Here is a 13,412-nt window from a genome sequence, read left to right on the forward strand (position 1 = left end):
CGCGTACTCACTTCAGCCTGCTCGACGCCAGGATGGACACCAGGTGCAGCACGGTCTGGAGCAGCGCGATGCCGGCCAGAACCGCCACGCCCAGGCGCGTGAAGAACAGGTCGCCCCGGATCTGGTCGACGATCGCGAGGACCAGGATCAGAAGCGACGCCTCGATGCCGAGGATGAGGCGGTGGAACTTGAGCGCCGACGCCGCCTTGCGGGCGAGCGCCATGCCGGAGGCCTGGATCTCGGACGCGGACTCCTTGACCTGCTCCTTGCCGTTCTGCGCGCGGGCCACGCCGACCAGGTCCGTCTCGGCCTTGATCAGGATGGCGCCGAGCGCGGCGAGCGTGCCGAGGAAGGCCCACAGCCAGTCGATCCGGCCCGTGCCCCACAGGTCGGCGGCGCGCAGGCCGAAGCCGACGAGGACCGCGGCGTCGGTCAGGTACGCGCCGACGCGGTCCATCCAGACGCCGGCGAGCGAGTACTGCTTGCGCCACCGGGCGATCTCGCCGTCGACGCAGTCGAGCAGCAGGTACAGCTGGACCGCGACGACGCCGAGAACGGCGCCCCAGATACCCGGGACCAGCAGCGCGGGCGCCGCGAGGACGCCGCACACGGTCATCAGGTAGGTCAGCTGGTTGGGGCTGACCTTGGTGTTCACGAGGTGGCGGTCGATGCGCAGCGAGATCTCGCGCATGTAGAGCCGGCCGCCCCAGTGCTCGCCGCTGCGCCGGTCCTTCACCCCTGCGGGGTGAACGACCGGGCGCAGCTCAGCTACCGATGGCTTTTGCATAGTCGGCGTAGGAGTCCCTGATCTGGTCGGTGGACAGATTGAGGTGCTCGAGGATCGTGTACCGGCCCGGACGGGTCTGCGGCGCGAACTCCACGACCTGGACGAACTCGTCCACGGTGAAGCCGATCTCCTCGGGGGTCACGGGCAGGCCGTGCCTGCGCAGGACCTCGACCATGTACAGCGACTCCTCGCGCGCTCCCCTCAGGAACATCGCGAAGGCCGCGCCCAGGCCGCACTGCTCGCCGTGGCTCGCGGCGCGCTTGGGGAAGAGGAGGTCGAAGGCGTGGTTGATCTCGTGGCAGGCACCGGAGGCCGGACGGGAGTCGCCCGACACCGACATCGCGATACCGGTGAGGACCAGCCCCTCGGCCAGGACCTGGAGGAACGCGTCGTCCCCCACGCCGCCGGGGTGGCGAAGGACGGCCTCGCCGGCCTGGCGGGCCATGGCGGCGGCCAGGCCGTCGATGTCCTCGCCGCGCTCGCGCGCGGCCAGCTCCCAGTCCGCGATCGCGGAGATGTTGGACAGGGCGTCACCGATCCCGGACCGCACGAAGCGGACCGGGGCCTCACGGATGATGTCGAGGTCGATGACGACGGCGATCGGGTTCGGCACACCGTACGAGCCGCGGCCCGCGTCGTTGTCGAGCGTCGCGACCGGCGAGCACAGGCCGTCGTGCGACAGGTTCGTCGCAACGGCGACCAGCGGCAGGCCGACGCGCGCCGCGGCGAACTTGGCGCAGTCGATGATCTTGCCGCCGCCGAGGCCCACGACCGCGTCGTAGCGGCCCTTCTTGATGGCCTCGGCGAGCTTGATCGCGTCGTCGAGCGTGCCGCCGCCGACCTCGAACCACTCCGCACGGGGCAGCTGCGGCTCGAGGCGCTTGCGCAGGACGGCGCCCGAGCCACCGCTGATCGCGATGGCCAGGCGTCCGGTGGACGACGAGATCCGCTGGTCGGCGAGAACGGTCGCCAGGTCGTCGATCGCCCCCGCCCGGATGTCGACGACGACCGGCGAGGGGATGAGCCTCGTCAGTACTGGCACGCGATCTCACGTCCCTTGGCGAGGTCGTCGTGGTTGTCGATCTCGACCCACTTCACCTCGCCGATCGGGGCGACGTCGATCCTGAAGCCGCGGTTCACGAGCTCCTGGTAGCCGTGCTCGTAGAACTGCTGCGGGTCCGTCTCGAAGACGGTCTTGAGCGCGTCGGCGAGCTCGTCGGCCGCCTCGCCCTCGATGAGCGTGACGCCGATGTACTCACCGGTCGCCTCGGCCGGGTCCATCAGCTTGGTGATCTTCGTCATGCCGCCCTCGGGGCCGACGACGACCTTCATCTCCTCGTCGGCGAGGGACTTCACCGTGTCGAGGGCGAGGATGATCTTCTTGCCGTCGCCGCGGGCGGCGAGCAGCGTCTTCTCGACGGAGACCGGGTGCACGGTGTCGCCGTTGGCGAGGATCACCGAGTGCTTGATCGCGTCACGGCCGCACCACAGGGAGTAAGCGTTGTTCCACTCCTCGGCCTTGTCGTTGTCGATCAGGGTGATCTTGACGCCGTACTTCTGCTCGAGCGCCTCGCGACGCTCGTAGACGGCCTCCTTGCGGTACCCGACGATGATCGCGACCTCGGTGAGACCGATCTCGGCGAAGTTGCCGAGGGTCAGGTCCAGAACCGTGAGGCTCTCCTCGTCACCCTCGGGGCCGACCGGCACCAGGGCCTTGGGCAGCGTGTCGGTGTAGGGACGCAGACGCCGTCCGGCGCCGGCAGCCAGCACGAGGCCGATCATGCGGGTTCTCCTTCATCGTGTACGGCGGGTGCGCCGCGCCTGTGGGCGGTCACCCAGTAGCGGATGCTCTCGACGAGCACCACCAGTGCCACGGCCACGGCGCAAACCGTGAGCGCGACAGTGAAATCTGTGTTGGTGAGCAGTGCGGCGATCACAGTGACCACCAGCGTCCTGCCCTCGTGCCCGCCGATCGCCCGGACCAGCCAGTGCGGGGGCGCGCCGGTGCCACCGCGGATGCGGTACACCGTGTCGTAGTGATGGTAGGCGACCGCGGCCACCAGTCCGAAAGCCGCCGGCAACGCTCCGTTTACGTCCGCTTTCGCTGCGATCAACAGGATCGTGCCGTATTCGGCGGCGCGGAAGACGGGCGGGACCAGCCAGTCGAGGGGGCCCTTGAGGGGGCGCGAGACGGCCGCGGCGGAGGTCAGCGCGTAGACGGCGGCGCCGAGGACGGGCCACCAGCTGCCGTAGTCCGACAGTGCGGTGGCCAGTACGAGGACCAGGGCGCCGAGCGCGGCGATCGCCGGGGCCGTGTGACGAGGCACACCGCGCACCGCGCGCTGGAGCAGTTCACTCAGGGGCCCGCTGTCGGAGAGCTCCGTGAGGGCCTGCGCGGCCCGGTCGGTGCGCGTGGCCCGGCGGGTCAGCGAGCGCAGGACGCGGCCGGCCGTGGTGTACGTCGCCGCGAGGGCGCAGCCGATCAGCAGGACGATGAACGTGATGCGCGGCGTCGTCAGCGCGGTCAGCACCGCGATCAGGGCCCAGCGTTCGCCGATCGGCAGCACTATCATCCGGCGCACCCAGACCGTCCACCCGACGCTGTCGAGCTTGTCCGAGAGGGCCGCGGTGGGGCTGGTGTTGGCCGTCGCGTCGTGGTTCGCCTCGTTGAAGGAGAAGTCCACGACATGGCGGCAGGTCTGCAGGACCATCGCGCCGAGCGCGAGCGCCCACACGTCGTCACCGCCGCGGGCCGCGCCGAGCGCGAGGCCCGCGTAGTAGGCGTACTCCTTGGCGCGGTCGAAGGTCGCGTCGAGCCAGGCGCCGAGCGTCGAGTACTGCAGGGAGTAGCGGGCGAGCTGCCCGTCCGTGCAGTCCAGGACGAAGGAGAAGAGGAGCAGCAGTCCCGCGGCGACGAAGCCGACGCGGGTGCCGGTGGCCGCGCAGCCCGCCGCGACCAGCGCGGTGAACAGCGAGGCGGTCGTCACCTGGTTCGGGGTGAGACCGCGCCGGGCGCACCAGCGGGCGATGTAGCGGGAGTACGGGCTGATGCAGTAGGTCGTGAAGAAGCCGTCGCGCGCCTTGACCGCCGTACGCAGCCGGATCGCCTCGTCGTCCACGGCGGCGACCGCCTGGCGGGCCTCGTTGCGGGCCTGCGGGTCGGCGGGCACGGCGGCGACGAGTTCACCGAGCTCGGGGTGGTGCACCTCGGTGCCGGACGCGGTCAGGCGCTCGGCGACGCGGTCGGCGAGCACGCCGGCCAGGGTGCCGGCGCGCGTACCGAAGTCCGTCGCGGAAGGCCCTTGGGCGGTGTCGCGCAGGGCGCCGGTCAGCGCCTCGCGGGCCGCGGGCTGTACGGAGACGGCTCCGGGGACGGCCGAGGCGGCGAAGCGGGGGTCGGTGAGGCCGAGACGCAGGGCGTGGGTGTGACCCACGAAGCCCGCGTCGACGAGCGCGACCCGCTGTCCTGCCGGGACCGCGGCGAGCGCCGTCCCTGCCTGTGCGGCGTCCGGGGCGAGCCGCACGTCGAAGCCGAGTGCCCGCAGCTCGCCCTCGAGCGACGACCCGGGTACCGGCTGGCCGGTGACGATGGCGGTCGACAGACGAACTCACTCCTTGGATTGCCTGCACGCCGGCGCAGCGGGCACAGGCGTGATGGGGGCGCCCCGGGCCGAGATCGGCCGGGCGACACGTCGGCAGAGGCTATCGGATGATGAGAAGCCGACGTTCACCGCCCGTTTACGGCCCGATAAGAGCGGTCTGAGTGTGCGCGACCGCCCCGTCATCATTGTCGATCAAGGCCCCGCCCCACAAACTGCCGGTCCCGCGAAGGCCCGGGAGGGCACGTCGCGAGGGCACATAGGGGCACACCCTAGGGTGGTCGACCATGACATGGCTGATCACAGGTGGAGCGGGTTATATCGGGGCACATGTGGCGCGGGCGATGGCTGCCGCCGGTGAGGACGTGGTCGTCCTCGACGACATCTCGACCGGGGTGGCCGAACGGCTGCCGTCGGACATCGAGCTGGTCAGGGGCTCGGCCCTGGACCCCGAGCTGGTGACGCGGGTGTGCGCCGAGCACTCCGTGACCGGTGTGGTGCATCTCGCGGCCCGCAAGCAGGTCGGGGAGTCCGTGGAGCGGCCCGAGCTCTACTACCGCGACAACGTGGGCGGCCTGGCGGTACTCCTGGACACGGTCGCCGCCGCCGGCGTGCGGCGCTTCGTCTTCTCCTCGTCCGCCGCCGTGTACGGCAATCCGGATGTGGAACTCATCACCGAGTCCACCCCCTGCGCGCCGATGAGCCCCTACGGCGAGACGAAGCTGGCGGGCGAGTGGCTGGTGCGGGCGGCCGGCCGCGCGCACGGCATGGCGACCGTGTGCCTGCGCTACTTCAACGTGGCGGGCGCCGCCGCCCCCGAGCTCGCGGACACCGGCGTCTTCAACGTGATCCCGATGGTCTTCGACCGGCTGAGCCGCGGCGAGGCCCCCCGGATCTTCGGCGACGACTACCCGACGCCGGACGGCACCTGCGTACGTGACTATCTGCACGTCGCCGATCTCGCCGAGGCCCATCTCGCGGCCGCGCGCCGGATCACGGAGCCGGGCGCGACGGGCGATCTGACAGTCAACATCGGCTCCGGCGAGGGCGTCTCCGTACGCGAACTGGTCGACCTGATCTCCGAAGTCAGCGGCGACCCGCGGGCGGCCGTGGTCGAGCCGCGCCGCGCGGGCGACTCCCCGCGTGCGGTGGCCGTCGCGGAACTCGCGGCGAAGGAGCTCGGCTGGGCGACGAGTCGCGGGGTGCGCGAGATGGTCGAGTCGGCGTGGGCGGGCTGGCGGCTGCGGCACCCGGAGACCCCCTGCAACTGAGCTCTGTGACGCCCTGACCTGCACCCATTTCCACAGGTCAGGGCACATGACAACGGTGTTCAGTGCAGTGTTTGCAGATACCCCCTACCCGTAGTTCACTGTGATCGCGGGGGCGGCCGACGAGGTGCGCCGAAGAACGGACGGAGGGCGGTTTCCATGGGGGCCGGACACGATCACGGGCACAGCCACGCGCCCACGGGCACGGCCTCGGCCGCGCACCTGGGCCGGCTGCGCATCGCGCTCGGCATCACGCTGACCGTGATGGTGGTCGAGATCGTCGGCGGGGTCCTCGCGGACTCGCTCGCCCTGGTCGCGGACGCGGCACACATGGCGACCGACGCACTCGGCCTCGGCATGGCACTGCTCGCCATCCACTTCGCCAACCGCCCCGCGAGCGAACAGCGCACCTTCGGCTTCGCGCGCGCCGAGATCCTGGCCGCACTCGCCAACTGCCTGCTGCTGCTCGGCGTCGGCGGCTATGTGCTGGTCGAGGCGATCCAGCGATTCATGGAACCCGCCGAGACCCAGGGCGGGCTGACGATCGTCTTCGGCGTGATCGGCCTCGTCGCGAACATGATCTCGCTGTCGATCCTGGTGCGCGGCCAGAAGGACAGCCTCAATGTGCGTGGCGCCTTTCTCGAGGTGGCCGCGGACGCACTGGGCTCGGTCGCCGTGATCATCTCGGCGACGATCATCCTGGCCACCGGCTGGCAGGCCGCCGACCCGATCGCGTCGATCGCCATCGGCCTCATGATCGTCCCGCGGACCGTGAAGCTGTTGCAGGAGACGCTGAACGTGCTGCTCGAAGCGGCCCCGAAGAGCGTCGACATGGCGGAGGTGCGCGCGCACATCGCGGGGCTCCCCGGCGTCCTGGACGTCCACGACCTGCACGCCTGGACGATCACCTCGGGCATGCCCGTTCTGTCCGCGCACGTGGTCGTGAGCTCGGAGGCCCTCAACGCCATCGGGCACGAGAAGATGCTCCACGAACTCCAGGGCTGCCTCGGCGTCCACTTCGACGTCGAGCACTGCACGTTCCAGCTGGAGCCGGTCGGACACGCGGAGCACGAGGCGAAGCTCTGCCACTGACCGCTCATCACCCAGGGGCAGTTGCGCACACTGCGTGCTACGTTGGCCATGGATCTTTGAGGAGGTGGGTTGATGACTGTCGTCGCGGTGAGCGCTGCCCCGCGCAGCGACAGGTGCATCCCCATCTCCCGGGCCACCGGCTGACCCTCCCCCTCCCTTTTTCGGTCGTCGGGGTGCGCGTCGGCGGGGCCCTCACACCCAAGGGTTCCAACCGTTGACTGACAACGTCGTACGTGACGCCTTCTTCGCCCTGCACCACGGACTTCCCCGGCAGGGCCCCGGCTCCGACTCCACCACCCTGCGACTCCTCTCCCTCGTGGGGCCGCTGCCCGAGCGCCCGCGCGTGCTCGACCTCGGCTGCGGCCCCGGCCGCTCCGCTCTGCTCCTGGCCGCCGAGACCGGCGGCGAGGTCACCGCGGTCGACCTCCACGAGCCGTTCCTCGACGAACTGCGCGTCACCGCGAAGGCGCGGGGCCTCGCCGACCGGATCCACCCCGTCAACGCCGACATGGGCGAACTCCCCTATCAGGATGCTTCGTTCGATCTGATCTGGGCCGAGAGCTCGGCGTACTCCATCGGCTTCGACCAGGCGCTGCGACGGTGGAAGCGGCTGCTCGCCCCGGGCGGCTCGCTCGTGCTCACCGAGTGCGAGTGGACCACCGCCGATCCGTCCCCCGAAGCACGCGCCTTCTGGGAGCCGCACTGCGCGCTGCGGACGACGGAGCAGAACCTCCGGGCCTGCACCGGCGCCGGGTACTCCGTGCTCGGCGTCCACCGACAGCCCGAGTCCGACTGGGACGAGTACTACGGCCCGCTCGCCGAGCGCGCAGCCGCCGCGGACCCGCGGGCACCCGGCATGGCCGACGCCCTCGCGGGCGCGCGCGCCGAGCTGGCGATGCGGCGCGACCACGGCGAGGACTACGGCTACACCGGCTACGCGCTGCGCCCCGCGACGACGTGGCCCACGCGGCCGGAGTCGGCCGCCGACGCCGCGGCCGTGCACACCGTGAACGCCGCCGCCTTCCCGACGGAGGCGGAGGCCGACCTGGTGGACGCCCTGCGGGCGGACACCGACGCGTGGCTGCCCGGCCTGTCGTACGTCGCCGAGGCGCCGGACGGCACCGTGGCGGCGCACGCGCTGATCACCCGCTGCCTGGTCGGCGGTGCGCCCGCGGCGGCCCTGGCACCCGTCGCGGTACTTCCGCGACACCAGCGCACGGGCGCCGGTTCGGCCGTCGTCAGCGCGGTGCTCGACGCGGCACGCGCGCGCGGGGAGCGGCTCGTCCTCGTACTCGGGCACCCGGAGTACTACTCGAGGTTCGCCGGGGGTCCGGGGGTGTCCCCCGGATGGCACTGCACGCCCGCCTCCAGATACGGCATCCAGCCCGGGTTCGAGGTGCCCGATGAGGCGATGATGGCGCTCGTCGTGGGCGCGGCGGACGGTTCCTGGCAGGTGCCGCAGGGCACGATCACCTACCCGGCCGCGTTCGGCGTCTGACCCTGTGCATGTCCCGCCCGGCCCGCCGGGCGGGACATGCGGGCGCTGCCAAGTGCCGGGACCGTCTGTCCGGTACGGCAGACTTGGGGTTCGAGGACCGAAGCGAAGGATGGGTATGCCGACCACACCTGCCACCGCGGCGAACAGTTCGTCGAACGGCACCGGAGAAGCGATCTTGCTGGAACTCGTGGACGAGGACGGCAGGACGATCGGCACGGCGGAGAAGCTCTCCGCGCATCAGGCGCCCGGACAGCTGCACAGAGCGTTCTCCGTGTTCCTCTTCGACGAACAGGGCCGGCTGCTGCTCCAGCAGCGCGCGCTCGGCAAGTACCACTCCCCCGGCGTGTGGTCGAACACGTGCTGCGGGCACCCGTATCCGGGCGAGGCGCCGTTCGCCGCGGCCGCCCGCAGGACGTTCGAGGAGCTGGGGGTCTCGCCCTCGCTGCTCGCGGAGGCGGGGACGGTGCGCTACAACCACCCGGACCCGGACTCGGGCCTGGTGGAGCAGGAGTTCAACCACCTGTTCGTGGGGATGGTCCAGGCGCCGCTGCGGCCGGACCCCTCCGAGGTGGGCGAGACCGCGTATGTGACGGCGGATGAGCTGGCCGTGCGGCACGCCCAGGGGCCGTTCTCGGCATGGTTCATGACCGTGCTGGACGCGGCGCGGCCGGCGATCCGGGAGCTGACGGGGCCGTCCGCCGGCTGGTGAGTCCGCCGCTCAGACGCCGGCGGGTTTGAGGGGCAGGGCGGCCCAGATCACCTTGCCCCCGCTCGCCGTGTGCTCCACGTCGCACACCCCGCCCGCCTCCCGGGTGACCTCGCGTACGAGGAGGAGGCCGCGCCCGCCCGTCTGCCCGTCGGTGGCCTCCAGGGCGGTCGGGCGGTAGGGGTGCTCGTCCTCCACGGAGACGCGCACCCACTCGGCGCCGACGGCGACCTCCACCGCGAGGACGGGCGAGAGCAGGGCCGCGTGCCGCACGGCGTTGGTGACCAGCTCGGAGACGATGAGCAGCAGCCCCTGGACGAGGTCGTCGGAGGCGGGTACGCCCTGCCGGACCAGCAGGTCACGTACGGCGTGCCGGGCCTGCGGCACGGACGCGTCGACGGCCTGCGCCGTGAAGCGCCAGACCCCCTCGTACGGCAGCGGACTTCCCGGTTCCTGCACCGGAGGCGCTCCCCCAGTGCCTTGAGGACTCGGGCGGGACCCCCACCCCTGGTCGCTCATCGTCCGGTCGCCGCCCTTGCGCTCGATTGTCACCACGCATCGAGTGTTGGGAATCAACTGGTCCGTACCGAATGACTGATCAGAAGTCAGCGAGTATCGACGCAATTTGACCGTTGGCGTATGACAGCGTCAGGTGTGCGACTGATCCTGCCGTTCTAGTTTCCTCTTCCATCCCTTCTCTTGCGCGGGTATCCCCGGCTTCAGCCGGGGCGGGTAACGCATCTCAGGGCTGCTCCGACGGGTCATGTGCCCACGGGTGTCCGTCTGGGGAGGGGGTGTCAGTGGCCTGGGCCGGGCACGTCAAGGTGCAGCCGCCCCTTGTTGATCGCGTGTTCGAGCCCTGCGGATAGCATCCGGCGCATGTCCCACACGCTGCCGCAGCTCACACACTCGGTCACCGACGGCATCGCCACCGTCGTCATCGACCACGCCGCCAAACGGAACGCCATGACGGACGGCATGTGGCGCTCGCTCCCGCCGCTGCTCGCCCGGCTCGAGGCCGACCCGGCGGTGCGGGTGCTGGTGCTGACCGGGGCGGGCGGGACGTTCTGCGCGGGCGCCGACATCTCCACGCTCGGCGGCTCGGGGTCGCGGGCGCAGGAGCTCGCGGTCGCGGCCGAGGAGGCGCTCGCGGCCTTCGCCAAGCCGACGCTGGCCGCGGTGCGGGGGTACTGCGTGGGCGGCGGCTGTCAGCTGGCGGCGGCCTGTGACCTGCGGTTCGCGACCGAGGACGCACTGTTCGGGGTCACCCCGTCGAAGCTGGGGATCGTCTACCCGGCGGGCTCGACGCGCCGCCTCGCCTCCCTGGTGGGACCCGCGACGGCCAAGTACCTGTTGTTCTCGGGCGAGTTGATCGGTACGGAGCGCGCCCTGCGGACCGGGCTCGTGGACGAGGTGCTCGCCGGGGACGAACTGGACAAGCGCGTCGGCGAGTTCGCGCGGATTCTCGGTGAGCGTTCGCAGCTGACGCAGGCCGCGGCGAAGGAGTTCGCCGACGGGCGCGTGGACCGGACGGCGCACTGGGCCGAGCAGGCGCGCGGAAGCGGCGACACCGCGGAGGGCGTCGCCGCGTTCCTGGAGCGCAGGAAGCCGCACTTCACGTGGACCACGTCAGGGTGAGGCGGACCTCCTGGACCGCCTCAGGGTGAAGCCGGTCTCCTGGACCAGCACAAGGTGAAGCCGGCCTCCTGGACTACTCCAGGATGAAGCGGCTCTCCGCGCGGAACTTCTCGACGAGGTGCGCGGGGGCCTTCTCGGGCGAACCCGCGTCGTAGGGCGGCTGCGGGTCGTACTCGGTGAGCAGCTGTACGGCCTGCGCGTGATCGTCGCCCGCGATCGTGCCGACGAGGGTCAGGCCCATGTCGATGCCTGAGGAGACCCCGGCGGCGGTGACGTACTTGCCGTCGACGACGACCCGTTCCCCCGTCGGCTCGGCGCCGAACTGCTTGAGCGTGTCGCGCGCCAGCCAGTGCGACGTCGCGCGCCGGCCGTCGAGCAGACCGGCAGCGGCGAGGAGCAGGGAACCCGTGCACACGGAGGTCGTCCAGGTGCTGGTGGTGTCGGCGGTGCGCAGCCAGTCGAGCAGCACCTCGTTCTCCATCTGCGCGCTCTGGCCCGGGCCGCCGGGGACGACGACGACGTCCGGGTCGGTCAGCTCCGACAGTGCCTTGTCGGCGGTGAGGGCGAGCCGCCCGGTGTCCGACCGCACGGGCCCGGTCCGCTCGGCGACGAAGGTGAGTTCCGCGTCGGGGAGCCTGCCGAGCGTCTCGTAGGGGCCGACGGCGTCGAGCGCGGTGAAGCGGTCGAAGAGGACGATGGCGATCTTCATCGGGTGCCTTTCGGTCAGGATGTGCGGGATTCGGACGGGCGCCGGCCCGGTGTACGGGTTCCGGGTGCGCAGAAGCGGCGGCGGTACTCGGCCGGGGACGCGCCGAGCGTTCTGGCGAAGGCGCGGCGCATGGCTTCGGGGGTGCCGTAGCCGCAGGTGCGGGAGATCTTCTCGACGCCGTCGGAGGTGTCCTCCAGGAGGCGGCGCGCCTGTTCGAGGCGGACCAGATCGACGTACCGGCCCGGGGTCATGCCGGTCTCCGCCTGGAAGGCGCGGGCGAAGTGGCGTGGCGAGAGGCGGGCGCGGGAGGCGAGCGACTCGACGGAGAGGTCGTCGTCGGGGTGCTCGGTGATCCAGTGCTGGACCTCGCGCAGCGGCTCGCGCCGCGCGGTCTGGGCGGAGAGCTGGGCGCTGAACTGGGCCTGGTTCCCCGGGCGTCGCAGGAACACGACGAGGTGGCGGGCGACCGTCAGCGCGGTGTCGCGGCCGTGGTCCTCCTCGACGAGCGCGAGGGCGAGGTCGATGCCCGCGGTGACGCCGGCCGAGGTCGCCACGTTCCCGTCGCGTACGTAGATGGGGTCCGGGTCGACCTCGACGGCGGGGTGGTCGCGGGCGAGGCGGTCGCAGTACGCCCAGTGCGTGGTCGCCCGGCGGCCGTCGAGCAGGCCCGCCTCGGCGAGCAGGATAGCGCCCGTGCAGACGGAGACGAGACGTGGGGCGCGCGGGCCGTGCTCCCGCAGCCAGGCGGTCAGGCGCGGATCCGGGCGGCGCGTGCCGCGGCCGCCGGGGACGAGGAGCGTGTGCGGCGTGGGCGCGTCGGCGAGTGCGTGGTCGGGGACGAGCGTGAGACCGCTGGACGTGCGGACGAGACCGCCGTCGAGGGAGGCGGTGCGGATGCGGTACGTGTCCGCGGGGCGCGGCCCTTGGCAGAGGGCGGCCCCGGCGAAGACCTCTGCCGGGCCGGTCACGTCCAGGCTCTGGACGTCGTCGAACAACAGGATGAGCACGGTGCGGGCGGCCATGCAGCCAGTGTTCGGGCACGGCACGACGGCCGCAACGACGAGTTCCCCACCTTTCCTGCCATAGGGCCTGGTGCGGTGGGAGCGGTCCGGCCGGCGGCTCGGCGAACGGTTCGGCGAATGGTCCGCGCCCCGCACGTTCCGCCCGTACCAACCAGTCGGTAACGTACTCGCATGACGACCTCCCCGGCTTCAGACCCCCGCGCCGCCCGCCGCTGCCACAACATGCTCAACCCGTTCCACTCGATGCACTACTTCTCGCCCGACCTGGGCAAGGAGCTGGGCGCCATCGGGATCGCCCATCGGAGCGCGGCGTACTTCGCGGCCCGCGCGGCGGCGATGGGGGCCGTCGGCGCCGGGACCGTGACGGCGACGTTCTACAACTTCAAGCACGAGCTCGTCGCCGAACATGTGCCCGCGGTGTGGGAGACGGCCTCCCCGGAGACGGTCCTCGCGGCACGCGCGCGTGCCGTCGACTCGACGCTGCGCAGGCTCCTCGGCGACGAGATCGTGACCTCCCCGGAAATGGCCGAGGCGGCCACGCTCGCGCTGCGGGCCACGGAGGCCTGCACCCGCCACGCCCGGCCGCTCTACGCCGGCCACGCCGACCTGCCGGTGCCCGGGGAGCCGCACCTCGCGTTCTGGCACGCCGCCACCCTGCTGCGTGAGCACCGCGGCGACGGGCACCTGGCCGCGCTGCTCGCCGCCGACCTCGACCCCGTCGAGGCGCTGGTGAGCCATGTGGCGACCGGCAAGGGCATGGCCCCGAAGTGGCTGCTCGCCACGCGCGGCTGGACCCACGAGGACTTCGACTCGGCCGCCGACCGGCTGCGGGAGCGCAAGGTGCTCGACGCGCAGGGCGAGTTGACCGAGCTCGGGGTGGCGCTGCGCCGCGATCTGGAGGCGCAGACCGACCGGCTCGACCGGGAGCCGTACGCGCACCTGGGCGAGGCGGGCGTGGCCCGGCTCACGGAGCTGGCGGGCGGGTTCATGGGCACCGCACTCGGCGCGGGCGCGTTCCCGGCCGACCTGATCGGCAAGGCCGCCTGAACGGACACCCGGCGCCGGCAGGCCGGTGGGCTGCCCCCCGTTGTCG

At 71.8% G+C, this 13,412-nt stretch carries 13 protein-coding genes; 6 read left to right on the forward strand and 7 right to left on the reverse strand.

Going from position 1 to position 13,412, the window contains the following annotated elements:
* Positions 1-7: 7 nt before the first annotated feature.
* From OG758_RS13060 to OG758_RS13075, 4 genes are read right to left on the reverse strand one after another with little or no spacing between them, the layout of a single operon-like run.
* Positions 8-787 carry a CDP-alcohol phosphatidyltransferase family protein gene (locus OG758_RS13060; RefSeq protein ID WP_326710145.1) on the reverse strand — a complete coding sequence of 260 codons (780 nt, stop codon included), beginning with the start codon at positions 785-787 and terminating at the stop codon, positions 8-10.
* Positions 765-1,829 (reverse strand): iron-containing alcohol dehydrogenase family protein, encoded by a 1,065-nt coding sequence (locus OG758_RS13065; protein WP_326710146.1) that lies wholly within the window; start codon positions 1,827-1,829, stop codon positions 765-767. Before OG758_RS13065 ends, OG758_RS13060 begins: the two co-directional genes overlap by 23 nt.
* Positions 1,817-2,569, reverse strand: a complete 753-nt coding sequence (locus tag OG758_RS13070) for a phosphocholine cytidylyltransferase family protein (protein ID WP_100591690.1) — start codon at positions 2,567-2,569, stop codon at positions 1,817-1,819. The genes OG758_RS13065 and OG758_RS13070 overlap by 13 nt, the downstream gene beginning before the upstream one ends.
* On the reverse strand, positions 2,566-4,389 hold the full coding sequence (locus OG758_RS13075; RefSeq protein WP_326715890.1) for a DUF5941 domain-containing protein: 1,824 nt from the start codon (positions 4,387-4,389) through the stop codon (positions 2,566-2,568). Before OG758_RS13075 ends, OG758_RS13070 begins: the two co-directional genes overlap by 4 nt.
* Positions 4,390-4,673: 284 nt before the next feature.
* Between OG758_RS13075 and galE the strand changes: the two genes are divergently transcribed.
* The 4 genes from galE to idi all read left to right on the forward strand — a co-directional run bounded on the left by galE (position 4,674) and on the right by idi (position 8,953).
* Complete coding sequence (gene galE, locus OG758_RS13080) at positions 4,674-5,657, forward strand: UDP-glucose 4-epimerase GalE (RefSeq protein ID WP_326710147.1); 984 nt, start codon at positions 4,674-4,676, stop codon at positions 5,655-5,657.
* A 156-nt stretch (positions 5,658-5,813) separates the two neighbouring features.
* On the forward strand, positions 5,814-6,746 hold the full coding sequence (locus OG758_RS13085) for a cation diffusion facilitator family transporter (protein ID WP_326710148.1): 933 nt from the start codon (positions 5,814-5,816) through the stop codon (positions 6,744-6,746).
* Positions 6,747-6,960: 214 nt separating this feature from the next.
* Positions 6,961-8,244, forward strand: a complete 1,284-nt coding sequence (locus OG758_RS13090; RefSeq protein ID WP_326710149.1) for a bifunctional class I SAM-dependent methyltransferase/N-acetyltransferase — start codon at positions 6,961-6,963, stop codon at positions 8,242-8,244.
* Between the two features lie 115 nt (positions 8,245-8,359).
* On the forward strand, positions 8,360-8,953 hold the full coding sequence (idi, locus tag OG758_RS13095; RefSeq protein WP_326710150.1) for an isopentenyl-diphosphate Delta-isomerase: 594 nt from the start codon (positions 8,360-8,362) through the stop codon (positions 8,951-8,953).
* 9 nt (positions 8,954-8,962) lie between these two features.
* Here the strand turns inward: idi and OG758_RS13100 are convergent, their stop codons facing one another.
* On the reverse strand, positions 8,963-9,469 hold the full coding sequence (locus tag OG758_RS13100; RefSeq protein ID WP_326715891.1) for an ATP-binding protein: 507 nt from the start codon (positions 9,467-9,469) through the stop codon (positions 8,963-8,965).
* A gap of 360 nt (positions 9,470-9,829) precedes the next feature.
* Here OG758_RS13100 and OG758_RS13105 point away from each other — a divergent pair, with 360 nt between their 5' ends.
* A complete protein-coding gene (locus OG758_RS13105) occupies positions 9,830-10,588 on the forward strand; it encodes an enoyl-CoA hydratase/isomerase family protein (protein ID WP_326710151.1) in 759 nt (252 codons plus the stop codon).
* Between the two features lie 73 nt (positions 10,589-10,661).
* Here OG758_RS13105 and OG758_RS13110 read toward each other — a convergent pair whose 3' ends face one another.
* Both OG758_RS13110 and OG758_RS13115 read right to left on the reverse strand, forming a co-directional pair.
* Positions 10,662-11,297 carry a DJ-1/PfpI family protein gene (locus OG758_RS13110; protein WP_326710152.1) on the reverse strand — a complete coding sequence of 212 codons (636 nt, stop codon included), beginning with the start codon at positions 11,295-11,297 and terminating at the stop codon, positions 10,662-10,664.
* 14 nt (positions 11,298-11,311) lie between these two features.
* Positions 11,312-12,319, reverse strand: a complete 1,008-nt coding sequence (locus tag OG758_RS13115) for a GlxA family transcriptional regulator (protein WP_326710153.1) — start codon at positions 12,317-12,319, stop codon at positions 11,312-11,314.
* Positions 12,320-12,490: 171 nt separating this feature from the next.
* On the opposite strand from OG758_RS13115, the gene OG758_RS13120 reads away from it, so the two are divergent.
* Positions 12,491-13,366 (forward strand): SCO6745 family protein, encoded by an 876-nt coding sequence (locus OG758_RS13120; protein WP_326710154.1) that lies wholly within the window; start codon positions 12,491-12,493, stop codon positions 13,364-13,366.
* Positions 13,367-13,412 lie beyond the last annotated feature (46 nt).

This window comes from Streptomyces sp. NBC_01474 (assembly GCF_035918215.1).
GTDB classification, from domain to species: domain Bacteria; phylum Actinomycetota; class Actinomycetes; order Streptomycetales; family Streptomycetaceae; genus Streptomyces; species Streptomyces aureus.